Here is a 26,208-nt window from a genome sequence, read left to right on the forward strand (position 1 = left end):
TCGGCGCGCTTCATCGCCAGATAGCTGATGAGCGTCAGCACGCCCGCGCCCCCCAGCATGACCGCATAGGCCGCCGCCACGAAACTCATCTGGTTCATGCGCGCGCCATCCGCCGCATCCGCGCCTCGGCCTTGGCCTGCGCCAACAGGGTGCGCATCCGCATCAGCACGATGGCCGCGAACAGAAAGGTGAAGCCGCCCAGCGCGATGGGCAACGGCCAGAGCAGGGATTTGTCGATGCTGGAGCCGGTCAGTCCGATCGACTGGCCCTGGTGCAGCGTATTCCACCAGACGACCGAGTAACGGATCACCGGCAGCAATGCCGTCCCCGCCAGCCCGTAGAGCGCCGGAATTCGCCCATCCCCGCCGCGATCAGCATCGGCGCGCGCAAGTGCGATATAGCCGAGATAGACGAAGAGCAGCAGCAGCATCGAGGTCAGCCGCCCATCCCACTGCCACCACGTCCCCCAAGTCGGCCGCCCCCAAATCGATCCGGTGGCAAGGCAGAGGGCCGTAAACACCGCCCCCGGCCACGCAATGGCGCGGCCCGCGACCTGTGCCAGCGGATGCCGCCACACGATCAGCGACAGGCTGGCGATGGCGATGCCGCTCCATCCCCCCATGCCCAGCCAGGCGGCGGGAACATGGATGTAGAGGATACGCACCGTCTCGCCCTGCAGATAATCGGGCGGCGTCACGACCAGCCCGGCCCAGACCGCGACCGCGATCAGGACGCCGCCCAACCCCAGGAAAATTCCGGTCAGCGGACGAGCGATCTTCAGGAAACGCGCAGGGTTCGCAAGGGTGTGCAGGGTGGCCACGATGACAGGACTGTAAGGGGCTTTTTCGGGCGCGTCATCCGTGTTTCCGGTCCGCACGCACCTCTTCTTAAGCCCCTCCCCTCATTCTTCTTTAAGCCCCTCCCGTAAACGGGAGGGGTTTGGGGAGGGCATGGTGTCTCACCGAGGCCATCGCTTGTGGCTTGCCCTCCCCCATCCCCTCCCCTTTACGGGAGGGGCGTGAGACTCACGGGCGATGGGACCTGTTTCTAACCTAATTCGTCTTCCATCATGACATCCCTGTCAGGGGAGCAAAGGGGACCATCTCATCACCATGTCCGCATTCCACCGCCTGCCGCTGCTCGTTCTCGCGCTCATCCCCACCACCCTCTCCGCCCAAACCAACGAACCCGACACCATCATCGTCACCGGCCGGGGCCTGACCGACCAGCCGGGAGACCGCGCGCTGGACGTGGTGACGATCGACCGCGACCGGATCACGCAGAACGCCTCGCAGCGGCCGGAAAGCGTCCTCGCCGATGTCGCAGGACTCCAGCAATTCCGCCGCTCGGACAGCCGTTCCGCCCATCCTACTTCACAGGGGATCACCCTGCGCGGGCTGGGCGGCAATGCATCGAGCCGCGCGCTGCTGGTGCTGGACGGTGTGCCGCAGGCCGATCCGTTCGGCGGCTGGGTGGTCTTCCCCGCTTATGCGACCGGGCGACTGGGACGCATCCGGGTGACGCGCGGGGGCGGCTCGGGCTTTTGGGGACCGGGCGCGCTGGCGGGCACGATCGAGATGGACAGCGCCACGCCCGACCAGCTTTCCCCGCTCGACCTCGCTTTGTCCTATGGCAGCCGCGATTCGGTCGATGCGCAAGGGTCGGCGTCGCTGGTCCGGGACGGCGGGTTCCTGACCGTGTCGGGCGCCTATGCGCGCGGCGACGGCTTCATCCCCATCGTCGCGGGCCAACGCGGCCCCGCCGACCGCCCCGCACCTTATGAGCAATATTCGGGCGCCGCGCGCGGGGTCGTCGGCATCGCCCCCGCCACCGAGTTGCAGATGACCCTCGCCGCCTTCCACGACGCGCGCGACCGGGGGACGGACTTCACCGACAATCGCTCGGACGGCGCGGATGCCAGCGTCCGGCTGGTCGGGCGAGGAGCATGGGGCTGGTCGGCGCTGGCCTATGTCCAGACGCGGCAATTCGCGTCGCGCTATGCCAGCGTAAATGCAGCGCGAACGGCGGCCACGCTGACGCTCGACCAATATAATGTCCCGGCCACCGGGCTGGGCGGGCGGGTCGAGGTTTCCCCGCCGCTGGGTGACGCGGTGAAGCTGCGGCTGGGCGGCGACATTCGCGATACCAGCGGGCGGACGCAGGAACTCTATACCTATGTCGCGGGACTTCCCACACGACGGCGCGAGGCGGGTGGTGCGACGCGGACCATGGGGCTGTTCGCCGATGGCAGCGTTGAGACACGCGCGCTCACCGTCACCGCCGCCGCGCGGGTGGACGATTGGCAAATCCGAAACGGGCGGCTGGACGAGAGCCTGCTGGCGACCGGCGGGGTGCTGACCGACACCGACTTTCCAAATCGCTCAGGCCAGGAATTTACCGGACGGCTGGGGGCAGCGCTGCGCGTCGCCCAGCCCTTGACCCTGCGTGCGGCGGGCTATCGGGGTTGGCGGCTGCCGACGCTCAACGAACTCTACCGGCCGTTCCGCGCCGGGGCCGACGCCACCGCCGCCAATGCCGCGCTGAACCCCGAACGGGTCGAGGGTGTCGAGGGCGGGTTCGACCTGACCCCGGCGGCGGGGGTGCGGCTATCGGGCACGTACTTCGTCAACCGGCTGACCGATGCGATCGCCAATGTGACGATGGGTCGCGGGCCGGGGACGTTTCCGGGGGTCGGCTTCGTCGCAGGCAATGGCGTGTACCGGATGCGGCAGAACCTCGACGCGATCCGCTCGGCCGGGTTCGAGCTGGAGGCGAACTGGACCTATGGCCCGCTCAGCGCGCGCGGGTCCTGGTCGCATGTCGATGCGCGGGTGGAAGCGTCGGGCAATGCCGCCCCGCTCGATGGCCTGCGCCCGGCCCAGACACCACGCGACCAGTTTTCGGGGACTCTGGCGGTGGAGCAACGCGGGGCGGTGTTGAGCGGAACGCTGCGCCATGTCGGGCGACAATTCGAGGACGACCAGAATATCCGCTTGCTTGCCCCCGCGACGACGGTCGATGCCTATGCGGCGGTGCCGGTGGTGCGCGGCTGGCTGATCGAGGCGCGGGCGGAGAACCTTGCGGATGCACGGGTTGAGGCGGCGTATAGCGGCTCGGGATTGATCGAGCGGGCGACACCGCGAACCGTGTGGATCGGGGTTCGGACGCGGTTGTAATCCCTTGGCCTTCGACTTCGCTCAGGCTGAACGGAGTGAGGTGCTAATCCCAACCTCCGTTCAGCCTGAGCGAAGTCGAAGGCCACGCCCCTACCCCCGCTTCTTGACCAACGCCGTCCGCAGGCACCGGCACACCACCTCGTCCCGCTGGTTCAGCGCCTCGTGCCGGAACGTCACCAGCCCCGCCCCCGGCCGCGACTTGCTTTCACGCAAGGCCGTCACCTCGCTCGTCGCGCGCAGCGTGTCGCCCAGGAAGACCGGCGCAGGCATGACCAGTTCGTCGTAACCCAAATTCGCCACCAGCGTCCCCAGCGTCGTCTCCCCCACCGACAGCCCGACCATCAGCGAGAAGGTGAAGGTGCCGTTGACGAGGATTTGCCCGAACTCGCTCGCCTTCGCCGCTTCCGCATCAATGTGCAGCGGCTGCGGATTGTGGGTCATGGTCGAGAAGAGCAGATTGTCCGTCTCGGTCACCGTACGGCGAATCGGATGCTCGATCCGGTCGCCGATCGTCCAGTCGTCGAAATAGCGCCCGCTCATGCCGCGTCCTCCTCGACGATACGGACCAGCGCGACGCCTTCGGCCACCTGACCGCCGGTTTCGGCCTTCAGGTCGGTCACGATACCGTCGAACGGGGCAGTCAGGACATGTTCCATCTTCATCGCCTCCAGCGTGACGAGCGGCTGGCCCGCACTCACCGCCTGCCCCTCGGTCACCGCAACCGCGATGATCCGGCCGGGCATTGGCGACAGGATCGCGCCGTCCCCCGCCCCGCCCGCCGCCAGCCCATCGGCGCGCCAGCGGGTGAAGGACCAGCTCTGCCCACCTTCGGAAATCAGCACCTCATCGGTTGGTGCCGGGGGGACGTCGCCCGCCTCGCTGAAGTCCACGGTGATGGCGCGCCCGTCGAGCAGGAAGCGGGCGCTCCGTCGGGGTGCAGCATTCAGGCGGAAGCCCGACAATTCGTCCTGCCCGATCAGCGCGGCGGCAGCCTCGGCCAATGCCTCTTCGGACGGTTCGGTCGGCGGCATCAGCGCCTCGCCCTCGCGCGCGATCAGGCCGGTATCGACCTGGCCGCTCGCAAAGTCGGGATGGTCGAGCGCCTCGACGAGGAACCCGGCATTGGTGCGCACCGGCCAGATCACCGCCTCGTCCAGCGCATCCGCCAGCGCTTCGCGCGCTTCGTCGCGGGTGTCGCCATGCGCGATGACTTTCGCGATCATCGGATCGTACCAGAGGGTGATCTCCGCCCCTTCCTCGACCCCGGTGTCGATGCGGATCGCGGGATCGTCGCCTAGGTCGAACACGTCGAGCGTGCCGATCGCGGGCAGGAAACCCTTGGCCGGGTCCTCGGCATAAAGCCTCGCCTCGATGGCGTGGCCTTGGATAGCGAGGTCTTCTTGCGCCATCGGCAAAGGCTCGCCCGCCGCGACGCGCAGCTGCCATTCGACCAGATCGACGCCGGTGATCGCTTCGGTCACGGGATGCTCGACCTGGAGCCGGGTGTTCATCTCCATGAACCACACGCGGTCTGCGCGCAGCCCTTCGGAGGCGTCGGCGATGAACTCGATCGTGCCCGCCCCGACATAGTCCACCGCCTGCGCGGCACGAACGGCGGCGCCGCACACGGCTTCGCGGGTCGCTTCGTCCATGCCGGGCGCGGGGGCTTCCTCGATCACCTTCTGGTGACGGCGTTGCAGCGAGCAGTCGCGTTCGAACAGGTGAACGACCTGCCCATGGCGGTCGCCGAAGACCTGCACCTCGATATGCCGTGGCGAGAGGATGTATTTCTCGATCAGCACACGGTCGTCGCCGAACGAGGACGCCGCCTCGCGACGGCAGGACGCCAGCGCCTCGGCGAAACCGGCGGGGTCGTCGACGCGGCGCATCCCCTTGCCACCGCCGCCCGCTACCGCCTTGATGAGCACGGGATAGCCGACCGCATCGGCTTCAACGGCAAGACGGTCGAGGGACTGGTCTTCGCCCAGATAGCCGGGCGTGACGGGCACACCGGCGGCGATCATCCGCGCTTTGGCGGCGTCCTTCAGGCCCATGGCGCGGATGCTGTCGGGGTCGGGGCCGACCCAGACCAGCCCGGTGGCGATCACGCTTTCCGCAAACGCGGCATTTTCGGATAGGAAACCATAGCCAGGATGGATCGCCTCCGCTCCGCTCTCCCGCGCGGCATCGAGAATGCGAGCGGCGTCGAGATAGCTTTCGCGCGCCGGGGCAGGACCGATGAGGATGGCCTCGTCGGCCATCCGAACGTGCAACGCCTGGGCATCGGCCTCGGAATAGACCGCGATCGTGCGCAAACCCATCTCGCGCGCGGTGCGGATGATGCGGCAGGCGATCTCGCCGCGATTGGCGATGAGGAGGCTCTTCATCATCAGGATTCCAGCTTTAACGTGATGGCGTCCGGGCGTTCGGTGATGGCGTCGAGGATGACGGTCAGGATGCGATCGAACCGCTCGCCGATCACCGTGCGCGCAGCGGCGGCATTGGTGAGGGTCAGCGTGATCGGCGGCTCGACGACCGCAATCAGCAGGTCGAACAGCGCATCCAGACTACCGCCATACCATTCGACGCCAGAGGCTTCGCGGATACGGGCATGGAAATCGGCCTCGTCCGTGACGGTCGCACCGTCGATGGTCAGGTCCATCACCATTACATGCGGAACACCCCGAACCGGGGTGCCTCCGCGATGGGAGCATTGAGGCAGGCATCCAGCGCCAGGCCCAGCACATCCCGCGTCTGCGCCGGATCGACGATCCCGTCGTCCCACAACCGCGCGGTCGCGTACCAGGGGTTCCCCTCATCCTCGTAACGCTGGCGGATCGGTGCCTTGAACGCCTCGGTCTCGTCCGGCGTCCAGCTGTCCGCGTCGCGGTGGACGGTCGCCAGCACGCTCGCCGCCTGCTCGCCGCCCATCACGCTAATCCGCGCATTGGGCCAGGTGAACAGGAAGCGCGGGGAATAGGCGCGCCCGCACATGCCGTAATTGCCCGCGCCGAAGCTGCCGCCGATCAGCACGGTGATCTTGGGCACCTGCGCGGTCGCCACCGCCGTCACCAACTTGGCGCCATGCTTGGCGATCCCTTCGGCCTCATAACGACCGCCGACCATGAAGCCGGAAATATTCTGGAGGAACAGCAGCGGGATACGTCGCTGACACGCCAGCTCGATGAAGTGGGCGCCCTTCTGCGCGCTCTCGGAAAACAACACGCCGTTGTTCGCTAGGATTGCGACCGGCTTGCCATGGATATGCGCGAAGCCGCAGACCAGCGACGAACCGTACAGCGCCTTGAACTCGTGAAAGCGCGATCCGTCGACCAGCCGGGCGATGACCTCGTGCACGTCATAGGGCGCGCGCACATCCTGCGGGATCAGGCCGTAGAGTTCCTCCGCTGGATAGAGCGGTTCATCCGGCTCAGCGAGGTTCACATCGGGCAGGATCTGCGGCGGCAGGGTTTCCACGATATCGCGGACGATCGACAGTGCATGATCGTCATTCTCGGCAACATGATCGACGACGCCAGACTTACGGCCATGGGTGTCCGCACCGCCCAGTTCCTCAGCCGAGATGACCTCGCCCGTCGCCGCCTTCACCAGCGGCGGCCCGGCGAGGAAGATCGTGCCTTGCCCGCGCACGATCACCGTCTCGTCGGACATGGCGGGGACATAGGCGCCGCCCGCCGTACAGCTGCCCATGACGCAGGCGATCTGCGGGATGCCCGCCGCCGACATCTGCGCCTGATTGAAGAAGATGCGGCCGAAATGATCGCGGTCGGGAAAGACCTCCGCCTGATGCGGCAGGTTCGCGCCACCGCTATCGACCAGATAGATGCAGGGCAGCCGGTTCTCGAGCGCGATCTCTTGCGCGCGGAGGTGCTTCTTGACGGTCAGCGGGAAATAGGTGCCGCCCTTCACCGTCGCATCATTGGCGACGATCATCACCTGACGGCCATGCACCCGGCCGATCCCCGCGATCACCCCGGCACCGGGGACCGCATCGTCGTACAGACCATTCGCCGCCAACTGACCGATTTCGAGGAAGGGCGAACCGGCGTCCAGCAACTGCTCCACTCGATCGCGGGGGAGCAGCTTGCCGCGCGACACATGGCGGTCGCGTGACGCTTCGCTGCCGCCGAGACCGGCCTTGGCAACGTCGGCGCGCAGCCGATCGGCCAGGGCGCGGTTATGGTCGGCATTGGTACGGAACGCCGCATCATCGCGTCCGATGCGCGTGGGAAGGACGGCACCCATCAGTTCACCCCAAGGCTCATTGCGCCACCTTTTCGAGCTTGCCGATCAGCTCACGGCCGATCAGCATCCGACGGATTTCGTTAGTCCCGGCCCCGATGTCGAGCAGCTTGGCATCGCGCGCGAAGCGTTCGACCGGCCAGTCCTTGGTATAGCCCGCCCCGCCCAATGCCTGGATCGCCTCCAGCGAAACCTTCACGGCATTCTCGCTGGCGAGCAGGATCGCGCCCGCCGCATCGAACCGGGTCGTCCGGCCCGCATCACACGAACGCGCGACCGCATAGACGTACGCACGCGCCGAATTGAGCGCGACATACATGTCGGCGATCTTGGCCTGGATCAGCTGGAACTCGCCGATCGCGCGGCCGAACTGGCGACGCTCGCGGACATAAGGCACCACCACGTCGAGGCACGCCTGCATGATGCCCAGCTGGATGCCCGCCAGCACCGCACGCTCATAGTCGAGCCCGCTCATCAGCACGCCGACGCCGCCGTTCACCGGCCCCATCACCTGCGCATCACCGACGAAACAGTCGTTGAAGACCAACTCGGCAGTCGGGCTGCCGCGCATGCCCATCTTGTCGATCTTCTGGCCGATCGCGAAGCCCGCCATGTCCTTCTCGATCAGGAAGGCCGTGATCCCCCGGCTCCCCTCGCCCGTCTTGGCATAGACGACGAGCGTCTCGGCATAGGGTGCGTTGGTGATCCAGAATTTGGTGCCGTTCAGCACCCAGCCGCCCTCGACCTTCGTGGCGCGCAGCTTCATCGACACGACGTCCGAACCCGCCGACACTTCCGACATCGCCAGGCTGCCGACATGCTCGCCGGAGATCAGGCCGGGCAGATATTTCGCCTTCTGCTCAGGCGAGCCCCAGCGGCTGATCTGGTTGACGCAGAGGTTGGAGTGCGCGCCATAGGACAGGCCGAGCGAGGCCGAGGCCCGCGACACTTCCTCGATCGCGACGACATGCTCCAGATAGCCCAGGCCCAGCCCGCCATCGGCCTCGGCGACGGTGATGCCGTGCAGGCCCAGCGCGCCCATCTCGGGCCATATGTCACGGGGAAACCAGTCTTCCGCGTCTATCCGCGCGGCGAGCGGCGCGATCCGGTCGGTCGCGAAACGGCGCGTCGCCTCACGGATCATGTCCGCGCTTTCGCCCAGCGCGAAGTCGAAATCGTCGATCATGTCCTCTCCAAACGGCTCTTTGAGTCCGTAGGCCGCTTTAACCGTAAATTACCCAAACGCGCAATCTTCGTTCCGTCGCGCCGATACCTCCTCCCATATCGGATCGATTGTACGATCCATGTATTTGCAACCGGGTGCAAAACCCGGCATGTGGCGGGCAGAGAGGAATTCCGAACCTGATGGCTACCCGCCCCATCGCAACCGATCCAGGCCAGGACATTACGGCTTGCGACCGGGAACCGATCCATATCCCCGGTGCGATCCAGCCCCATGGGCTTTTGCTGGTGGTGGATACCACGACGCTGGACGTCGTTGCTGGCGCCGGACCTATCGAGGATCGGCTCGCTTCCGAATGGCTGGGCCTGCCGCTCGCCACGTTGCTGGGCAGCGAAGTCGCGCAGATGGTCGCCGACATGCCGATCGGGCCGGGGACCGCGGTCGCCGCGGTGCCGGTCGACGGGATTTCCGAACGGTTTTCGGTCACGGCCCACCGGATCGCGGGCGAACGCGTGCTGATCGAGCTGGAAGCGGGAATGACTGACGCCCCCTGGGGCAAGGGCAGCCCGCTCAGCTGGATCGATGCCGCCGTCACCAGCTTCGAGCGCACCGCCGACCTGCCGATGCTGTTCGAGCGCGCCGCCACGACCTTCCAGATGTTGACCGGGTTCGACCGGGTGATGCTCTACCGCTTTCTGGACGAGGACGCCGGACGCGTCGTGGCCGAGGCTCGGTCGGCCGATCTGCCGTCCTTCCTCCATCACCATTTCCCCGCCTCCGACATTCCGAAACAGGCGCGTGCGCTCTACGTCCGCAACCGGACACGCAGCATCCCGGACGTCGATTACGTCCCCGCCCCGATCCGCCCCGAGGGGTTCGAGACGCTGGACCTGAGCGATGTCGGCCTGCGCAGCGTGTCGCCGATCCATGTCCGCTATTTGAAGAATATGGGCGTGGCGGCGTCGGCGTCGATCTCGATCGTCAAGGACGGTCTGCTTTGGGGCATGATCGCCTGCCACCATTACGCGCCCCGCCGCCTGTCGCCGGAACTGCGCGCCGCCGCCGCCGGTCTGGCCAGCGCGCTGGCGCGACAGATCCGTGCGAGGGAAGAGGCCGAGCTGTATCGCGAGCGGCTGCGGCTGCGCGCGGCGGAGGACAGCCTGTTGCCGCGCATCATCGGCATGGGCGATCCGGTGCCCGCCATCCGCCGCCTGATGCCCGAGATGATGGCGATGATGGGCGCGACCGGCTTTGCCGTGGTCGACCAGGGCAAGGTGCAGACGCACGGCACCTGCCCGCACGACCTCGCCATCCCTGAGATTGCGAGCTGGGCCATAATCCGGGGCGGCGGCGACCTGTTCTTCACCCATGAACTGCCCGCGCTGATGCCCGACGCGGCGGCGCTGGCCGCCACGGCGGCGGGCGTGCTGGCGCTGCCGCTGGTCGATGGCGGCGTCACCCTGCTCTGGTTCCGCGCCGAGCATGTCGAAGAGGTCGAATGGGCGGGCAATCCGCACAAGTCCGTCGCGCTAACCCCGGACGCCACGCTCAACCCGCGCACCTCGTTCGAAAGCTGGCGCGAGACCGTGCGCGGCCGGTCGCGCCGGTGGACGATGGAAGAGGTGGAGGCCGGGCATCGCCTGCGCCGGGCGCTGCACGACGCGGCGCAGAACCACCGGCTGCGCGGGCTGAACACCGCCTTGCAGCGCACCCTCGACGACAAGGAGGCGCTGCTCCTCCAGAAGGACGTGCTGATGAAGGAGGTCGACCACCGGGTCCAGAACAGCCTCCAGCTCGTCTCGTCCTTCCTGGCGCTTCAGGCCAAGGCGGCCGACGATCCCCGCGTGCGCGAGCAGCTGGGCGAGGCGCAGGCGCGGCTGTCGGCGGTGGCATTGGTGCACCGGCGCCTCTACCGCGACGACCAGATTCAGACGGTCGACCTGGCCCGCTATCTGGAGGATCTGGTCGGCGACATGAAACAGTCACTGGGCCGCGACTGGGCCGCGATGATGCGGCTCGATCTGGCGCCGGTGCTGATGCCGACCGACCGGGCGATCAACCTGGGGCTGGTGACGACCGAGCTCATCATCAACGCCACCAAATATGCCTATGACGGCGCGGTCGGCCCGGTGACGATCACGCTGGAGCAATATGGCAACCGCCTGCGCCTGATCGTCGCGGACGAGGGCCGTGGCCGGGCCGGGGACGGCGAAGCACCGGGCGACGGCCGGGGCTTCGGCAGCCGCATGATGGCCGCGATGATGCAGCGGCTGTCGGGGTCGATCGCCTATGACGACAACCAGCCGGGGCTGCGGGCGATCGTGATTGCGCCGATCGCGGATTGAGGCTTACGTCTCCAGCGATCTGACCGGCAGACGCTTCTCCAGCCATCGCCTGACAGGATATTCCACGCCGCGCCGGAGGGGGACTTCGATCAGGCGATAACACGCCACGCCGCCGATGATGGCGATGGTCACGTTGAGCAGGAAATGCACCCAGTGGCCGCCATTGCCGAAGCGCATCCAGACGTGGTGAATCATCATCAGGAACAGCGAGTGGAAGACGTATAGCGCGTAGGACGCATCGCCCAGATAGACGAAGAGCCGTCGCGCCGCCCCGGACATGGGGATACCGAAACAGGCGGCGTGCACGAGCAGGACGATAGCGGAAAGCTCGAAGGCCTTTCTCAGACTGTCCGGCTTTCCCACGGTGAAACCGAAGAACAGACATATCGCCAGCATCGCGGCCAGGATCAGGTAGAAATTCAGGAATCTTGCCAGCGGCTGGGCCCATGCGACGATTTTGTTCTTGAACCGACTGACCAGCACGCCAGCCGCAAACAGCAGCATGACATGCATGGAATAGAAATAGAGGATCGAATGCTGTCCGACCATGCCGATCGCGGCTAGCCCCCGGCCCATTACGACGACACCGCAGATCACGGCGACCAGCAACAGCGCCCCCTTTTGCGGCGGAAAGAGCGCCAGACAGCCTGCGAACAGCAGATAGAAGAACATCTCCAGGTTCAACGTCCAGCCGACACCCAGCACGGGAAAGAATCCAGGGTTCTCGATTGCGGAATAATAGGGGACAAAGCCAAGGGACGTCAGCAATTCCATTTCCGTGACGCGGATACCAACCGTCCGGGTCAACAGCAGGAATGCCGCCAGGCTGCCGACATAATAAATCGGCGCGATCCGAAGCATGCGCCGGATCAGGAACCGCAACGCCCCGGACCAGCTTCCCAGTCCACGCTTGTTCGTTTCCAGCATGATATAGCCGCTGAGCGCGAAAAACGCCCCGACACCAATCGCCCCCATTTCATCCGCGAAGAAACCCAGCGCATTGTCGGCGCGCGTAGCGCCCATGCCGATCAGCATCCATTGGATGGAATGGTCCATGACAACCAGAAGCGCCGCGATCGCGCGGAGAATCTGCAGATCGGTGTCGAAGTTCGGCCTTTGCCCACTCTTTGTGATGTTCAAAGGCGTCATGCCCGCCCCCTCCAGTATATCATTCTTCATCAGCGGCTTAGGGGGATAGCGAATGGCACAATAGCCTTTGGGTACGGCTATGGGACCGCTGGCGTACCAGCGTGATCCAATTCCTGTTATTCGGGTGATATCAATGCGGTACCCGGCCGGGGCTATGCGACCCGTCGGTACAAGGCGAACACATGGTCGGCCGCGACCACCGCCCGATCGATCCATGCCGCATCGCCCGCCGCCGCATCCAGCGCCTGGCGAAAGTCACGCCATTCCCCTGCGCCGAACCCGGATTCAAGATAGGCACGGGGCAGACCTTCGCCCACCTGACGCGCGAGCATCACGCCGCCCAGACGCGAGCCTTCGGTCACGTACAGCGCGCCCCAACGGGCTGCCTCGCTATCGGCGAAGTCGACGGCAAAAGGTTCGGGCATGTCCCGCCCCAAGGCCGCCAGGTCCGCCGCGAGTGAGGCGCGCCGGGGCCGCCAGGGAAAAGCGATCGAACGCGCACTTAGCCAGGCCTCGACCGCAGGCAAGGCGCGGGCATGGGCGATCAGGAAGTCCGTGTAGCTTTCCCGATCGTCCAGTCGATAGGCGCCATAAGCGGCGTCCACCGCCTCATGCGCCCGCTGCGTGCGGGCGCGCAGGATGGCGGACGCGCTGTCCTTTACTTCAGGCAGGCGACGATCCCCGCGATCACCGCCAGCGTCTCCTCCGGATCGCGCACGCGCACCGTATCGAGACCCAGTTCCTTGGCGGGATAGTCGTTGCCGCCGGGGAAGATCGCGTCGCCGATGAACATCATCGCGTCGAGCGGGATGCCGCTGGCGTCGCGCAGCTTCTTCAGGCCGTATGCCTTGTCGACGCCTTCCCGCGTGATGTCGATCGAGGTCGCACCGCCCATGTTGATCGACAGGCCCGGCAGGCGCTGCTTCAGATCGGCCTGGATGACCTTGCGCTTCTCGAACTTGGGGTCCCAATGCTCCTTGGCGTCGATCGGCGCCAGCTGGCCGAGCGCCGAGAAGGTGATCTGGCTGCCGCGATCCTCGATCCGCTCGCCCCAGGTCTGCTCGGGCACGAAGCCGGTCGCCTCCAGCGAGGCGTCGAACGCCTCGAGGATTTTCGCCTTGGTCACGTCGTCGAACAGCTCGGCATAGACCGGGGTCCACTGGCCGTCCTGATAGGTATAAAGCTTGGTGCCAGTGGTCGGCATCAGCCACAGCTTGGTGCGGTCGGCACGCTCGGGCAGGCGGCTGGCCACCTGCTTGTCGAACTGCGGCCAGTCGCCGCCCGAGATCACCGCGACATGCGCGACGTCGAGCAGGTCGGCCAGCGCCTCCCCCATCGGCTCGCCCAAGGGCTGTTTGCTTTCGGCCAGCGTACCGTCGAGGTCGAACGCAACCAGTTGCTTCATGAAGGCACTCCGATTCTGGGCATGATTAGGGTGTCGATGGCATAGGCCACGCCGTCGTCCGCGTTGGAACGGGTGTGTACCGATATCTGTTCCCTAACAGCCTCCGGCGCATTCGCCATCACGATTGGCAGGCCGGCGCGTGTCAACATGGGAAGGTCGTTGGCCTGGTCGCCCAGTACCGCCACCTCCTCCAGCGACACGCCGAACGCCTTGGCCAGCGTCGCCACGCCGTCGCCCTTGTTGGCCTTCAGCGCCGTCACGTCGAGATAATAGGTTTGCGACTGGGCGATCGTAGCGGCTTGCCCATGCGCCGCATTCGCCTTGTCATGCAGGCGGTGCAGCAGGTCGGCATCGTCGCTGACCAAGGTGATCTTGTCGACCTTGTCGACCAGCGCGGTGAAGTCCTGCGTGATGACCGGCTCCTGCGAGGACGCCTTGCGCTCATGGTCGACATGCGTGCCCTCGCCGCTGCTGGCGTACCAGCGATCGTCGGCAAAGACCCAGATGGCGACGGGATTGTCCGCCGCCATCGCCAGCACGTCGTTGACGACCTCTACCGGCACCCGGAACTGCGCGTCGACCGAGCCGTCGCGGCGGAACACCGTCCCGCCGTTGAACGCCCCGATCGGTGCGTCGATCGCCAGCTCGTCGGCCAGCCAGCCCAGCCCCGATCGCGGCCGGGCGCTGATGATGGTGAAGCCGACACCCGCCGCCTCCAGCCGCTTGACGGCGGCGATGGTGGCGGCGCGCAGCTTCTTGTCGGGGTCGACGAGCGTGCCGTCGACGTCCGACACGACAAGCCGAATGGGCTTGCTCATTGCGGGATTTCGGTGTGGCCGCCGAAACCGAAGCGCATCGCCGACAGGACCTTATCGCCGTACGTATGCTCGATACGGCTGCGATAGCGCGCGAACAGCGAGGCGGTCAGGACGTTGGCCGGAACCTTCTCCTCCATGGCCGCGTCGATCGTCCACTGGCCCTCGCCCGAGTCCGCGACATGGCCGGAGAACTGTTCCAGCATCTCGTCCTTGGCCAGCGCGATCGCGGTCAGGTCGAGCAGCCAGGACGAGATCACGCTGCCGCGACGCCAGACTTCGGCAATGTCGGTCAGGTTCAGGTCGAAGCGCTCATCCTCGGGCAGCTTGTCGCTGTTCTTCGACTTCAGGATATCGAAGCCTTCGGCATAGGCCTGCATCAGGCCATACTCGATGCCATTGTGGATCATCTTGACGAAGTGACCCGCGCCCGCCGGACCCGCATGGATATAGCCCTTTTCGGCGCGCTGATCGACCTTGTCGGCGACGCGACCCGGCGTGCGGACGATGGTGCCCAGGCCTGGCGCCAGCGCGTCGAAGATCGGGTCGAGATGGTCGACGGTTTCCTTGCCGCCGCCGATCATCATGCAATAACCGCGCTCCAGGCCCCAGACGCCGCCCGAGGTGCCGACATCGACATAATGGATACCCTGCTCGGCCAGCATCTTGGCGCGGCGAATATCGTCCTTGTAGAAGCTGTTGCCGCCGTCGATCACGACGTCGCCGTCCTTGGCCAGCTTGGCGATCTCCGCGATCGTGTCCTCGGTCGGGCCGCCGGCGGGCAGCATGACCCACCAGATGGCCTTGTCGGCGAGCTTGGTGGCCATGTCCGACAAGCCCGTGGCGGCCTCCGCACCGTCCTTGGCGAGCGTCTGTACCGCCTCGTCGCTGCGATCCCAAGCCACCACCTGATGCCCAGCCTGCATCAGGCGGCGTGCGATATTGCCACCCATGCGGCCAAGGCCGACCAGACCGATCTTCATGCGGGAACTCCATTAACTGACATGAGAAATGAAAAGGCCCCCTCCCCGCTTTGGGGAGGGGGCCGCCGGGGCCTCAGGCCGCCGGCTGCTTTTGCCCGATCGCGCCGAGCAGATCGTCGAACGCCTTGACGAAGGAGGCGACCCCCTCGGCCACCAGCGTGTCGGTCACGCCGTTCAGTTCCAGGCCCAGCCGCTCGGCCTCGGCCAGGACGTGCTTGGCTTCGTCGATATCGGCGGTCAGCGTCTCGGCCACCGTGCCATGGTCACGGAAGGCGTCCACGGTCTTGGGCGGCATGGTGTTGACCGTGTCCGGCCCGATCAGCGTGTCGATGTAGAGCGTGTCGGGGAAGGACGGGTCCTTGGTCCCCGTCGACGCCCAGAGCAGACGCTGCGGCTGCGCACCCTTGGCGGCCAGCGCCTGCCAGCGGTCGGACTTCAGGAAGTCGAGATACCATTGATACGCCATCTTGGCGTTGGCGATGGCGACCTTGCCGCGCACGGCCTTCAACGCCTCGGCTTCCGCGTCACCGGCCGCGGTGCGCTCGTCGATCTTCTTGTCGATCGCCGAGTCGATGCGGCTGATGAAGAAGCTGGCGACGCTGGCGATCCGGTCGATCGGCTGCCCGGCTTTCACCCGCTCTTCCAGACCCGCCGCATAAGCCTCGGCCACCTTGATATAGGCGTCGACCGAGAAGAGCAGCGTCACGTTGACGTTGATCCCCTTGGCGATGGTCGCCGAGATCGCCGGGGCGCCCGCATCGGTGCCCGGAATCTTGATCATCAGGTTCTGGCGGTCTACCGCGTGCCACAGCTTTTCGGCTTCGGCGATCGTCGCGTCGGTGTCGTCGGCGATGTAGGGCGACACCTCCAGGCTGACATAGCCGTCCTTGGCGTCGAGCTTGTCATAGACCGGCTTCAGCGTCTCCGCCGCCGCCTTGATGTCCTGGATCGCCAGATGCTCGTAACGGTCGATGGTCGCCGCGCCGGGGTTTTCCTTGTCGAAGGCGGCGAGCGTGGCGTCATAGGCATCGCCATGCCCCATCGCCTTTTCGAAGATCGACGGGTTGGAGGTGACGCCGGTCAGCCCGTCCTCAGCGACGAGCTTTTCCAAGCCCTTCGCCTCCAGGAACTTGCGATCGACGAAATCGAGCCAGGGGGCGCAGCCCTTGGCGCCCAGTTCCGACAGCTTGCTCATCACTTGGTCTCCAGCATTTCGCGGGCCACCTTCACGACATTGTCGTGGGTGAAGCCATACTTGTCCTGCAACTTGGCGAGCGGGGCCGAGGCCCCGAAGGTCGACATGGTGATCGTGCGACCGTCGAACCCGACATAGCGGTCCCAGCCGATCGACCCGGCCTGCTCGACCGCCAGACGCTTGGTCACGGTCTTGGGCAGCACGCTGTCCTTATAGGCGGCGTCCTGCATCTCGAACCGATACCAGCTGGGCAGCGAGACGACGCGAACCTTCACGCCGTCCGCCTTCAACGTCTCATAGGCATCGGCGACCAGCGACAACTCGGAACCCGTTGCGATGAGGATGATGTCGGGTGTGCCGTCGCAATCCGCAAGGACGTAGCCGCCCTTCTTTACGCCCGCCGCCGGTGCGTACTTGCTGCGGTCGAGCGTCGGCAGCGCCTGACGCGAGAAGATCAGCGCGGTCGGGTGGCTGGCCGACTCGGCGGCGCAGCGCCACGCCTCGGCAACCTCGTTCGCATCGCCGGGGCGGATGGTGTCGAGGCCGGGGATCGCGCGCAGCGTCGCCAGATGCTCGATCGGCTGGTGGGTCGGGCCGTCCTCGCCCACGCCGATCGAATCGTGCGTGAAGACGAACACCGCGCCCAGCTCCATGATTGCGGCGAGGCGGATCGGCGCACGCATATAGTCGGAGAAGACCAGGAAGGTCGCGCCGTAGGAGCGCAGGTGCGACAGCGCCATGCCGTCGACGATCGCGCCCATCGAATGCTCACGCACGCCGAAGTGCATGTTGCGGCCGTCATAGCTGCCCGCCTGGAACGAGCCGCCGTCCTTGATCAACGTCTTGGTCGACGGCGCCAGGTCGGCGGAACCGCCGATCAGCCACGGCACCTTGGCGGCGATGGCGTTCTGCACCTTGCCGCCCGAGTCGCGGCTGGCGACGCCCTTGGCATCCGCCTCGAAGGTCGGGATCTCGCTGTCCCAGCCTTCGGGCAGGGTGTCGGACAGCATCGCGTCGAGCTGTGCGGCGAGGTCCGGATATTCGGCGCGGTACTTCTCGACCATCGCGACCCATTCGTCGCGCAGCGGCTTGCCGCGCTTCTCGATCGCGCCCTGGAAGGCTTCGCGCACGCCGTCAGGGACCAGGAACTTGGCGTCCTCGGGCCAGCCATAGGCCTTCTTGGTGGCGCGGATCGCATCGTCGCCCAGCGGCTCGCCATGCGCCTTTTCGCTGCCCGCCTTGGGGCTGCCATAGCCGATGACCGACTTCACGACGATGAAGGTCGGCTTGTCGGTGGTCGCCTTGAACGTATCGAGCGCGGCGGTCAGCGCGGCCACGTCATTGGCGTCGTCGACATGCAGGACGTTCCAGCCATAAGCCTCGAAGCGCTTGCCCACATCCTCGTCGAACGCCAGGTCGGTGCCGCCCTCGATCGAGATATGATTCGAGTCGTAGATCCAGCAGAGGTTCGACAGCTTCAGATGCCCGGCGGTCGAGGCCGCTTCCGACGCGACGCCCTCCATCATGTCGCCGTCACCGCACACGACGTAAACGTCATGGTCGAAGATCGGGAAACCCTCGCGGTTGAAATGCGCGGCCAGCCAGCGTTCGGCGATCGCCATGCCGACCGAATTGCCGCAGCCTGCGCCGAGCGGGCCGGTCGTGGTCTCGACACCGGTGGTGTGGCGATATTCGGGGTGGCCCGGCGTCTTGGAGTTGAGCTGGCGGAAGCCCTTCAGGTCCTCCAGGCTCAGCGCGGGCTTGCCCGACTTCTTGCCGTCCGCGTCGATCTCCTCGATCCCCGCCAGGTGGATCAGCGAGTAGAGCAGCATCGAGGCATGGCCGACCGATAGAACGAAGCGGTCGCGATTGGGCCAGTCGGCATGGGCGGGGTCATAGCGCAGAAACTTCGACCAGACGGTGTGACCGACCGGGGCCAGCGCCATCGGCGTGCCGGGGTGACCCGAATTGGCCTGCTGCACCGCGTCCATCGACAGGGTGCGGATGGTGTCGATGGTCAGGCGCTCGATCGAACCGTCCTCGTGCAGATGGGTATCGGACGGGGCGTTGATGGTGGCATCGGTCATGGGTTCTGGCCTTATCCTTACAATGTGCGCTCGAACGCGTCCGCGCTCGCTCTGGTTGCCATGTGTGGGCGGCCTTAGCGCGCCTGACGCCCCCGTTCCAGCCGGGTAACGACCCCGTCCCCGGCAATATAGGCGGCGTCTATCTCGTTCAGGAACAGCCCATGTCCGACGACGCCCGGAATCGCCATCAACGCCTCCGCCAGCGCAGGGAGATCGGCATCGTCCCAGCCATGGCCGTCGACGACGATGTTGCCGTTGTCGGTCCGGTAGTCGGCGCGCTCCTCAAGCCGTTCGAACAACGCGGAAAGCCGGGCCGTCGCGAAGGCACGCGCGAAGGGCAGGATTTCGACCGGCAGCTTGGCACCGCCCAGTCGCTCCACCCGCTTGGAGGCGTCGGCGATCACGATCATCCGGTCGGCAGAGGCCGCAACGATCTTCTCCCGCAGCATCGCCCCGCCCGCGCCCTTCACCGCGCGCAGACCGGCGTCGATGGCGTCCGCCCCGTCGATCGCCAGATCGACACGCGCCACCTCGGCGAAATCGCGCACCGTAATGCCCAGCGACCGGGCCATCTCGGCACTGGCCCGCGACGTCGCCACGGCCTGAATCTTCAGCTTGCGCGCCGCCAGCGCGGCAATGGCATGGGTGGCGGTCGAACCGGTCCCCAGCCCCACCAGCATATCGTCGCAAGCCTCTTCTACCGCAGCCGCGGCGGCGAGGCGTTTATCGGCGTCCCGATCGGTCATGTCCCTTTGAAAATGCTTCAAAACCTCAAAGGCTCCCGTGCTCCCGGATTTTGTCGCAGCGCGACAATTTGCGACAAATAAAGCCGCCCGATTAGGCCATGATCGCTTGCCTTTTCAAAGCCGCATCGTGCAATTTGTTGTCGAACGGCAACGTTTCGTCATGCTCGGGCATTTACGTGCGGGCTTGGCGCGCGGCTGGCATCTCAGGCAGGTGAACGAATTGAATTTTGCAGGCTTTCGCGGGCGCGGCATGCTCGCCGGTACGGCCATGGTCCTGGCGCTCGCGACCCTTTCGGGATGCGGCGGTGAGAAGGGCGGCGCGGCCAAGGGGCGCGGCGGCGCGCAAGCGACGCCGACCGTCGGCTTCGTGACCGTCCAGCCGACCGACGCGCCGATCGTGACCGAACTCGCCGCCCGCACCAGCGCCTTCGAAAGCTCCGACGTCCGCCCGCAGGTAACGGGCGTCATCCGCCGCCGCCTGTTCACCGAAGGTAGCCTCGTGAAGCGCGGCCAGCCGCTCTACGAGATCGATCCGCGCCTCTATCGCGCGTCGGTCAACCAGGCCGCCGCCAATCTGCAAAGCGCGCAGGCCAATGCCGAGGCGACGCGCACGCTGGCCGAACGCTATCGCCCACTGGCGCAGATCGAGGCGATCTCGAAGCAGGATTATACCAACGCGCAGGCCAGCGCGCGCCAGGCCGCCGCCCAGGTGGCGCAGACCCGCGCCGCGCTGGAGACGGCGCGCGTCAACCTGCAATTCACCACCGTACCCGCCCCCATCACCGGGCGCATCGGCCGTTCGCTGTTCACCGTCGGCGCGCTCGTCAGTGCCAGCCAGACCGATGCGCTGGCGCAGATCCAGCGGCTCGACCCGATCTTCGTCGACATCCAGCAATCGGCCACCGATCTGCTGTCGCTGCGCCGCAGCCTGTCGGCGCGCGACGGGCTGATCCCGGCCAGCGCCCGCGTCACGCTGCGGCTGGAGGACGGCACCGATTACGGCCAGACCGGCACGGTCGAGTTCGCCGAGGCGGTGGTCGACCCGCAGACCGGTACCGTGACGCTGCGCGCCCGCTTCCCCAATCCACAAGGGCTGCTGTTGCCCGGCATGTTCGTCCGCGCGCGTTTCGCGCAGGCGATCGACACCAGCGCCTTCCTGGTCCCGCAACAGGCGATCGCGCGCGATCCGAAGGGCAATGCGACGCTGTTCGTCGTAGGTCCGAACGACAAGGTCCAGCAGCGGACGGTCAAGACCGAGCGGACGCAAGGCACCTATTGGGTCGTCACCGACGGCCTGAAACCCGGCGACAAGATCGTGACCCAGGGCCTCGCCAATCTGCGCCCCGGCCAGAGCGTGCGCGCGGTGCCCGCCAACAGCCCGCAAAAGGTCCAGCCCCCCTCGCCCGAACAGTTGAAGAAGATGCAGGCCGCCAAGGGCAAGGCGGGCTGACCGGATCATGCTCAGCCGCGTCTTCATCGATCGTCCCATCTTCGCCTGGGTCCTTGCCATCATCGTCATGCTGGCGGGCATCGGCGCGATCATGGGCCTGCCCATCGCGCAATATCCGGATGTCGCGCCGCCCCAGGTGTCGATCCGCGCCACCTTCCCCGGCGCGTCCGCCCAGACGCTGCAGAACTCGGTCACGCAGGTTATCGAACAGCAGCTGACCGGCATCGACGGCCTGCTCTATTTCCAGTCGTCCTCGTCCAGCCGCGGCTCAGTGACGATCACCGCCACCTTCGCCAAGGGCACCGATCCCGACATCGCGCAGGTGCAGGTCCAGAACCAGGTCCAGCAATCGGTCGCGCGCCTGCCGCAACAGGTACAGCAACAGGGTCTGGTCGTCCGCAAGTCGAACCCCGACTTCCTTCTCATCGCGGGCGTCTATGACGAGACGAACCGGATGACGAACCAGGACGTCGCCGACTATCTGGTCTCCAATCTCCAGGACCCGCTGGGCCGTATCCAGGGCGTCGGCGACACCAACGTCTTCGGCTCGCAATATGCGATGCGCATCTGGCTGAACCCGGAGAAGCTGGCCTCCTACCAGCTGATGCCGTCGGACGTGACGACCGCGATCCAGAACCAGAATACCGAGGTCGCGGCCGGTGAAGTCGGCGGCACGCCCTCGCCGACGACGCAGATGCTCAACGCCACCGTGACCTCGATGTCGCGGCTTCAAACGCCCGAGCAGTTCCGCGAGATCATCGTCAAGACGCTGAACAACGGCGCGACGGTCAAGCTGTCCGACGTGGCGCGCATCGAGCTGGGCGCGGAAAGCTATGCCGCGGTCAGCCGGATCAACCAGCATCCGGGAGCCGGTATCGCGGTCCTGATGGCACCGGGCGCCGACGCGCTGAAGACCGCCGAGTTGGTCAAGGCCGAAGTAAACCGCGTCGCCAAGGGCTTCCCGGCGGGGTTGAAGGTCGCCTATGCCAACGACACCACCGCCTTCATCAAGCTGTCGATCGACGAGGTGGTCAAGACGCTGATCGAGGCGATCATCCTCGTCGTCATCGTCATGTTCGTCTTCCTGCAAAGCTGGCGCGCGACCCTGATCCCGACGATCGCCGTGCCGGTCGTGCTGCTCGGCACCTTCGCCATCTTCTATATGGCGGGCTTCTCGATCAACACGCTGACCCTGTTCGGGCTGGTGCTGGCCATCGGCCTGCTGGTCGACGACGCGATCGTCGTGGTCGAGAATGTCGAGCGTCTGCTCGAGGAAAATCCCGACATGACGCCGCGCGAGGCGACGATCGAGTCGATGAAGGAGATCAGCGTCGCGCTGATCGCCATCGCGCTGGTCCTGTCGGCGGTGTTCCTGCCGATGGCGTTCTTCGGCGGATCGACCGGCGTCATCTATCGCCAGTTCTCGATCACCATCGTCTCGGCGATGATCCTGTCGGTGGCGGTGGCGATCATCCTCAGCCCCGCGCTGACCGCGACCCTCCTGAAGCAGAAGGCCAAGGAAGGGGAGGAAGGCGCCTGGCTCGACCGCAAATTCCCGCGCGTCGCGCACGGGCTGCAACGCGCCAAGGACGGTTTCAACAGGCGCTTCGAATGGACGGTCGACAAGTACGTCTCGGGCGTGCGCACCGTCGTCGACCGCAAATGGCTGTTCCTGCTGATTTATGCGGGCGTCATCGCGCTGTTGGCGGTGCTGTTCCTGCGCCTGCCGACCGGCTTCCTGCCGACCGAGGACCAGGGATCGGCCCTGATCCAGTTCCGTCTTCCCGCCGGCGCCACGCAGGGCCGCACCATGGAGGTGCAGCGCAGCGTCGAGCAATATTTCGCCCAGCACGAGGGCAAGAACGTCTCGGTCCTCTTCTCGGTCGCGGGCGGCGGCGGGGGCGGCACCAGCGGCCAGAATACCGGCCAGGGCTTCATCAACTTCGTCGACTGGAAGGATCGCAAGGGCAAGGAGAACAGCGCCGACGCCATTACCGGCCGCGCCTCCGCTGCGTTCCGGGGGCTTCGCGACGCGCAGGTCTTCGCACTGGTGCCGCCCGCCATTCGCGGCCTGGGCCAGTCGGACGGCTTCACCATGGAGCTGCAGAACATCTCCGGCATGCCGCTGGAGAAGTTCGAGGCGGTGCGCGACCAGCTGCTCGCCAAGGCCAACGCCGATCCCATGCTAGCCTCGGTCCGCCTGACCGAACTGCCCGACATCGCCACGCTGCGCGTCGACCTGGATCAGCAGAAGCTGTCCACGCTGGGCCTGACCCAGCAGCAGGTGAACTCGACCCTGTCGACCGCCTGGGGCGGGCAGTATGTCAACGACTTCATCGACCGGGGGCGTGTGAAGCGCGTCTTCGTGCAGGGCGACGCGCCGTACCGCGCAGAGCCGGAGGACCTGAAGCAGTGGTTCGTGCGCGGGTCGAGCGGCCAGATGGCGCCCTTCTCGTCCTTCTCGACGATCAACTGGGGCGTCGCGCCGACCACCCTGTCGCGCTTCAATGGCATCCCGTCCTATGAATTCCAGGGATCGGCGGCACCGGGCTACAGCTCGGGCGATGCGATGCAGCGGATGACCGAGCTGGCGGCGCAAATTCCGGGCACGTCGGTCGCTTGGGCGGGGCTGTCCTATCAGGAACGGCTGTCGGGCGGACAGGCGCCGCTTCTTTACGGTCTGTCGATCCTGGTCGTCTTCCTGTGTCTCGCCGCGCTGTATGAAAGCTGGTCGATCCCGTTCGCGGTGCTGCTGGTCATTCCGCTGGGCCTGATCGGAGCGGTCGCCTTCGTGACACTGCGCGGGCTGACCAACGACGTCTATCTGCAGATCGGCCTGCTGACGACGATGGGATTGGCGGCGAAGAACGCGATCCTGATGATCGAGTTCGCCGAACAGGCGGAGAAACAGGGCAAGCGCGTCATCGACGCCGCACTGGAGGCCGCCAAGATCCGTTTGCGGCCGATCCTGATGACCAGCTTCGCCTTCATCTTCGGCGTGCTGCCCCTCGCCATCTCGACCGGCGCGGGTGCCAATAGCCGCATCGCGATCGGCACCGCCGTCATCGGCGGGATGCTGACCGCGACGGTGCTGGCGATCTTCTACATCCCGCTGTTCTTCGTGCTGGTGCGCCGTTCGGTGCGCAACGGGCTGGCCCGGTTGCGGGGCAAGCCGATGAGCGAGCATGGCGCGGGGCATCGTCCCGCCCCCGAAGGCGGAGCGGAGAAGGCCTGATGCGTATCCCGTCCCCTTTCCTCGCCCTGCTGCTGGGCGCGACCGCGCTGTCGGCTTGTTCGATGAACCCCAAATACGAGCGGCCCGCGACCCCGGTGCCGCCCTCCTGGCCGGTCGGCGACGCCTATCTCCGCCAGTCGGAAGCGGCGCTGCCCACGGTGCGCTATAGCGACATCTTCCGCGATGCGCGGTTGCAGCAGCTGATCGTGCAGGCGCTGGCCAATAACCGCGACCTGCGTGTGGCGGCGGCGAACATCGCCTCCACCCGCGCGCAATATCGCATCCAGCGCGCCAACCTGCTCCCCAATGTCAGCGCGACCGGCCGGTACAGCTATACCGATCGCGGATCGGGCGGTGCTGGATCTAGCGCGGTCGGCGGCGGTGGAACGGGCACCAATACCGGCAACAATGGCGGCACGGGCACCGGCACCGGCACCGGCACCGGCACCGTTGGTGGCGGCACGGGTACGGGCGTGGGCAATGGCGGCGTCGATACCGGCGGCGGCATCGTTACGGGCGCCAATGGCAGCGGCAGCGCCTGGTCGGTCAATCTGGGCGTCAACGCGTTCGAGCTGGACCTGTTCGGGCGCATCCGCTCGCTGACCGGCTCGGCGCTCGACCGTTATTTCGCCACCGAGGCGGCGGCGCGTGCCACGCGGCTGACGCTGGTCGGCGACATTGCCGAGGCCTGGCTTACCTACGGCGCGGACCAGAGCCTGCTCGCCATCGCGCAGCAGACCGCCGCCAATGCCGAGCGCAGCGTCACCCTGACCCGTGCCCGGCTACAGGGCGGGATTTCGCCGCGTACCGATCTGCGTCAGGCCGAACAGGTGCTGGCCACCGCGCAGGCCGATCTCGCGCAACAGAAGACGGCGGTCGCGCAGGACGTCAACGCGCTGCAACTGCTGGTCGGTGCACCCATCGACACGGCGCTGCTCCCACGCTCGATCGAGGAAGCCGCGCCTACCGTCGCGACGCTGCCCGCCGGGCTAGACTCGGGCATCCTGCTGCGTCGCCCGGACGTGGTGCAGGCTGAATATCTGCTCCGCGCCGCCAATGGCCAGATCGGCGCAGCACGGGCGGCTTTGTTCCCGCGCATCTCGCTGACCGGGCTGGTCGGTTTCGCCAGCACCGCGCTGTCCTCGCTCTTCTCGGGCGGCAGCTTCAACTATTCGGTCGCGCCGTCGGTCAGCTATCCGATCTTCCAGGCGGGGGCGGGCGTGGCGAACGTCGAATATTCCAAGGCCCAGCGCGACGCGGCGCTCGCGACCTATGAAAAGACGATCCAGACCGCGTTCCAGGAAACCGCCGATGCGCTGGCGCGGCAGGGCACGATCGCCGATCAGCTCGGCGCCAATCGCCGCTTCCTGAACGCCGCCACCGATACCTATCGCCTGACCGAGGCCAGCTATCGCGGTGGGGTCACGCCGTTCCTGAACACGCTGGATGCACAGCGCTCGCTCTATTCGGCGCAGCGGACCGTGATCGCGACGCAGCTGACCGCCGCGACCAACCGGGTGACGCTCTACCGCGTGCTGGGTGGCGACTCGCTGCTGGAGGCGACGCCCAACGGTCCAGTGGCGGTCAGACCGGGGCAATAAGCCTGCCCTCACCCTTCCCACCCGCCTGCAGCGGGCGGGCCCAGTGCCGGGTGAACAGCGCCCCGCGCTGTTCAGTCCATGCCGGGGGCATGGACGACCCATCACTCCTCTCCCATTGGGAGAGGGAGGGAGGCGCGTAGCGCCGGGAGGGTGAGGGTAGCTTAAGAAAGAAAGACTCGTCAGTCCTGCTTCGGACCACGCGCCGCGCCGACCGCGTCGCGGCCGAACTGGACGATCATCTCGCCGATCTCGCGCGCCTGCGACATCGATCGGTTGCCCTGTTCGCGCAGGAACTCGGTCTGGATACGCATCACGTCGCCCAGATCCTTGGCCGACGCGGCAGAGCGCATCGCGGCGAAGGCCTCACGCGTGTTGGTCTCGGCCTGTTCGAGCATCTTTAGCGTGACCTGAGAGCCGCCCTCGGCGATCTTCTGGCCCGATGCCTGCATCGCCTCGCCCGCGCCCTTCACGCGGTCGGCGAAGGCGCCCGCGCCCATGTCGCCACCGATCGCACCCGCGCCGCCGCCCGTTCCGATATCCTCGGCCATGTCCGTCATCTCCTGTGGTTATGCCCG

At 66.5% G+C, this 26,208-nt stretch carries 20 protein-coding genes; 5 read left to right on the forward strand and 15 right to left on the reverse strand.

The genetic code is table 11. The annotated features are described in order from the left end of the window. Positions 1-94: 94 nt before the first annotated feature. On the reverse strand, positions 95-820 hold the full coding sequence (gene ccmC, locus KV697_RS06345) for a heme ABC transporter permease CcmC (protein WP_219020568.1): 726 nt from the start codon (positions 818-820) through the stop codon (positions 95-97). A gap of 292 nt (positions 821-1,112) precedes the next feature. Between ccmC and KV697_RS06350 the strand changes: the two genes are divergently transcribed. Further along, the gene (locus KV697_RS06350; protein ID WP_219020569.1) at positions 1,113-3,176 is read left to right on the forward strand and encodes a TonB-dependent receptor; all 2,064 of its coding nucleotides are present in this window, start codon (positions 1,113-1,115) and stop codon (positions 3,174-3,176) included. Between the two features lie 90 nt (positions 3,177-3,266). Here the strand turns inward: KV697_RS06350 and KV697_RS06355 are convergent, their stop codons facing one another. Genes KV697_RS06355 through KV697_RS06375 form a run of 5 tightly spaced genes read right to left on the reverse strand, consistent with a single transcriptional unit; the run spans position 3,267 to position 8,625 of the window. After that, positions 3,267-3,716, reverse strand: a complete 450-nt coding sequence (locus KV697_RS06355; RefSeq protein WP_219020570.1) for a MaoC family dehydratase — start codon at positions 3,714-3,716, stop codon at positions 3,267-3,269. Continuing rightward, complete coding sequence (locus KV697_RS06360; protein WP_219020571.1) at positions 3,713-5,566, reverse strand: acetyl/propionyl/methylcrotonyl-CoA carboxylase subunit alpha; 1,854 nt, start codon at positions 5,564-5,566, stop codon at positions 3,713-3,715. Before KV697_RS06360 ends, KV697_RS06355 begins: the two co-directional genes overlap by 4 nt. Then, positions 5,566-5,838 carry a barstar family protein gene (locus tag KV697_RS06365; protein ID WP_219020572.1) on the reverse strand — a complete coding sequence of 91 codons (273 nt, stop codon included), beginning with the start codon at positions 5,836-5,838 and terminating at the stop codon, positions 5,566-5,568. Before KV697_RS06365 ends, KV697_RS06360 begins: the two co-directional genes overlap by 1 nt. A gap of 5 nt (positions 5,839-5,843) precedes the next feature. Beyond that, positions 5,844-7,442 (reverse strand): carboxyl transferase domain-containing protein, encoded by a 1,599-nt coding sequence (locus KV697_RS06370; RefSeq protein WP_374011393.1) that lies wholly within the window; start codon positions 7,440-7,442, stop codon positions 5,844-5,846. A 16-nt stretch (positions 7,443-7,458) separates the two neighbouring features. Then, positions 7,459-8,625, reverse strand: coding sequence for an acyl-CoA dehydrogenase family protein (locus tag KV697_RS06375; protein WP_219020573.1), 1,167 nt, complete (start codon positions 8,623-8,625; stop codon positions 7,459-7,461). A gap of 179 nt (positions 8,626-8,804) precedes the next feature. On the opposite strand from KV697_RS06375, the gene KV697_RS06380 reads away from it, so the two are divergent. Further along, complete coding sequence (locus tag KV697_RS06380) at positions 8,805-10,967, forward strand: histidine kinase dimerization/phosphoacceptor domain -containing protein (RefSeq protein ID WP_219020574.1); 2,163 nt, start codon at positions 8,805-8,807, stop codon at positions 10,965-10,967. 3 nt (positions 10,968-10,970) lie between these two features. Here KV697_RS06380 and KV697_RS06385 read toward each other — a convergent pair whose 3' ends face one another. From KV697_RS06385 to rpiA, 8 genes are all read right to left on the reverse strand, one after another. Continuing rightward, positions 10,971-12,332, reverse strand: coding sequence for an acyltransferase family protein (locus KV697_RS06385; protein ID WP_219020575.1), 1,362 nt, complete (start codon positions 12,330-12,332; stop codon positions 10,971-10,973). Then, on the reverse strand, positions 12,269-12,721 hold the full coding sequence (locus KV697_RS06390; protein WP_257575648.1) for a biliverdin-producing heme oxygenase: 453 nt from the start codon (positions 12,719-12,721) through the stop codon (positions 12,269-12,271). Before KV697_RS06390 ends, KV697_RS06385 begins: the two co-directional genes overlap by 64 nt. A 53-nt stretch (positions 12,722-12,774) precedes the next feature. After that, positions 12,775-13,521: an HAD-IIB family hydrolase gene (locus tag KV697_RS06395; protein WP_219020576.1), complete on the reverse strand. Its 747-nt coding sequence runs from the start codon at positions 13,519-13,521 to the stop codon at positions 12,775-12,777. Further along, positions 13,518-14,339, reverse strand: a complete 822-nt coding sequence (locus tag KV697_RS06400) for a Cof-type HAD-IIB family hydrolase (protein ID WP_219020577.1) — start codon at positions 14,337-14,339, stop codon at positions 13,518-13,520. The genes KV697_RS06395 and KV697_RS06400 overlap by 4 nt, the downstream gene beginning before the upstream one ends. Continuing rightward, positions 14,336-15,319, reverse strand: a complete 984-nt coding sequence (gnd, locus tag KV697_RS06405; RefSeq protein ID WP_219020578.1) for a phosphogluconate dehydrogenase (NAD(+)-dependent, decarboxylating) — start codon at positions 15,317-15,319, stop codon at positions 14,336-14,338. Before gnd ends, KV697_RS06400 begins: the two co-directional genes overlap by 4 nt. Before the next feature lie 73 nt (positions 15,320-15,392). Further along, positions 15,393-16,514, reverse strand: coding sequence for a transaldolase (tal, locus tag KV697_RS06410; RefSeq protein WP_219020579.1), 1,122 nt, complete (start codon positions 16,512-16,514; stop codon positions 15,393-15,395). Beyond that, positions 16,514-18,601, reverse strand: a complete 2,088-nt coding sequence (gene tkt / locus KV697_RS06415) for a transketolase (protein ID WP_219020580.1) — start codon at positions 18,599-18,601, stop codon at positions 16,514-16,516. Before tkt ends, tal begins: the two co-directional genes overlap by 1 nt. 74 nt (positions 18,602-18,675) lie before the next feature. Then, positions 18,676-19,347: a ribose-5-phosphate isomerase RpiA gene (gene rpiA / locus KV697_RS06420; protein ID WP_219020581.1), complete on the reverse strand. Its 672-nt coding sequence runs from the start codon at positions 19,345-19,347 to the stop codon at positions 18,676-18,678. Positions 19,348-19,597: 250 nt separating this feature from the next. On the opposite strand from rpiA, the gene KV697_RS06425 reads away from it, so the two are divergent. Genes KV697_RS06425 through KV697_RS06435 form a run of 3 tightly spaced genes read left to right on the forward strand, consistent with a single transcriptional unit; the run spans position 19,598 to position 25,633 of the window. After that, positions 19,598-20,797 (forward strand): efflux RND transporter periplasmic adaptor subunit, encoded by a 1,200-nt coding sequence (locus tag KV697_RS06425; protein WP_219021279.1) that lies wholly within the window; start codon positions 19,598-19,600, stop codon positions 20,795-20,797. A 7-nt stretch (positions 20,798-20,804) separates the two neighbouring features. Next, complete coding sequence (locus tag KV697_RS06430; protein ID WP_219020582.1) at positions 20,805-24,032, forward strand: multidrug efflux RND transporter permease subunit; 3,228 nt, start codon at positions 20,805-20,807, stop codon at positions 24,030-24,032. Beyond that, positions 24,032-25,633, forward strand: coding sequence for an efflux transporter outer membrane subunit (locus KV697_RS06435; protein ID WP_219020583.1), 1,602 nt, complete (start codon positions 24,032-24,034; stop codon positions 25,631-25,633). Before KV697_RS06430 ends, KV697_RS06435 begins: the two co-directional genes overlap by 1 nt. A 179-nt stretch (positions 25,634-25,812) precedes the next feature. On the opposite strand, the gene phaP is transcribed toward KV697_RS06435, so the two are convergent. Next, a complete protein-coding gene (phaP, locus tag KV697_RS06440) occupies positions 25,813-26,181 on the reverse strand; it encodes a phasin family protein (protein ID WP_306822690.1) in 369 nt (122 codons plus the stop codon). Positions 26,182-26,208: the final 27 nt, after the last annotated feature.

It is taken from the genome of Sphingomonas sanguinis, from assembly GCF_019297835.1.
Taxonomy (GTDB): Bacteria; Pseudomonadota; Alphaproteobacteria; order Sphingomonadales; family Sphingomonadaceae; genus Sphingomonas; species Sphingomonas sanguinis_D.

What these genes read in the sequence shown, in the direction of transcription:
- KV697_RS06350 (WP_219020569.1), top strand. Translation starts at nt 1,113, where the DNA reads ATGTCCGCATTCCACCGCCTGCCGCTGCTCGTTCTCGCGCTCATCCCC.
- KV697_RS06355 (WP_219020570.1), bottom strand. Translation starts at nt 3,716, where the DNA reads ATGAGCGGGCGCTATTTCGACGACTGGACGATCGGCGACCGGATCGAG.
- KV697_RS06360 (WP_219020571.1), bottom strand. Translation starts at nt 5,566, where the DNA reads ATGATGAAGAGCCTCCTCATCGCCAATCGCGGCGAGATCGCCTGCCGC.
- KV697_RS06365 (WP_219020572.1), bottom strand. Translation starts at nt 5,838, where the DNA reads ATGGACCTGACCATCGACGGTGCGACCGTCACGGACGAGGCCGATTTC.
- KV697_RS06370 (WP_374011393.1), bottom strand. Translation starts at nt 7,442, where the DNA reads ATGGGTGCCGTCCTTCCCACGCGCATCGGACGCGATGATGCGGCGTTC.
- KV697_RS06375 (WP_219020573.1), bottom strand. Translation starts at nt 8,625, where the DNA reads ATGATCGACGATTTCGACTTCGCGCTGGGCGAAAGCGCGGACATGATC.
- KV697_RS06380 (WP_219020574.1), top strand. Translation starts at nt 8,805, where the DNA reads ATGGCTACCCGCCCCATCGCAACCGATCCAGGCCAGGACATTACGGCT.
- KV697_RS06385 (WP_219020575.1), bottom strand. Translation starts at nt 12,332, where the DNA reads ATGGATCGATCGGGCGGTGGTCGCGGCCGACCATGTGTTCGCCTTGTA.
- KV697_RS06395 (WP_219020576.1), bottom strand. Translation starts at nt 13,521, where the DNA reads ATGAAGCAACTGGTTGCGTTCGACCTCGACGGTACGCTGGCCGAAAGC.
- KV697_RS06400 (WP_219020577.1), bottom strand. Translation starts at nt 14,339, where the DNA reads ATGAGCAAGCCCATTCGGCTTGTCGTGTCGGACGTCGACGGCACGCTC.
- gnd (WP_219020578.1), bottom strand. Translation starts at nt 15,319, where the DNA reads ATGAAGATCGGTCTGGTCGGCCTTGGCCGCATGGGTGGCAATATCGCA.
- tal (WP_219020579.1), bottom strand. Translation starts at nt 16,514, where the DNA reads ATGAGCAAGCTGTCGGAACTGGGCGCCAAGGGCTGCGCCCCCTGGCTC.
- tkt (WP_219020580.1), bottom strand. Translation starts at nt 18,601, where the DNA reads ATGACCGATGCCACCATCAACGCCCCGTCCGATACCCATCTGCACGAG.
- rpiA (WP_219020581.1), bottom strand. Translation starts at nt 19,347, where the DNA reads ATGACCGATCGGGACGCCGATAAACGCCTCGCCGCCGCGGCTGCGGTA.
- KV697_RS06425 (WP_219021279.1), top strand. Translation starts at nt 19,598, where the DNA reads ATGCTCGCCGGTACGGCCATGGTCCTGGCGCTCGCGACCCTTTCGGGA.
- KV697_RS06430 (WP_219020582.1), top strand. Translation starts at nt 20,805, where the DNA reads ATGCTCAGCCGCGTCTTCATCGATCGTCCCATCTTCGCCTGGGTCCTT.
- KV697_RS06435 (WP_219020583.1), top strand. Translation starts at nt 24,032, where the DNA reads ATGCGTATCCCGTCCCCTTTCCTCGCCCTGCTGCTGGGCGCGACCGCG.
- phaP (WP_306822690.1), bottom strand. Translation starts at nt 26,181, where the DNA reads ATGGCCGAGGATATCGGAACGGGCGGCGGCGCGGGTGCGATCGGTGGC.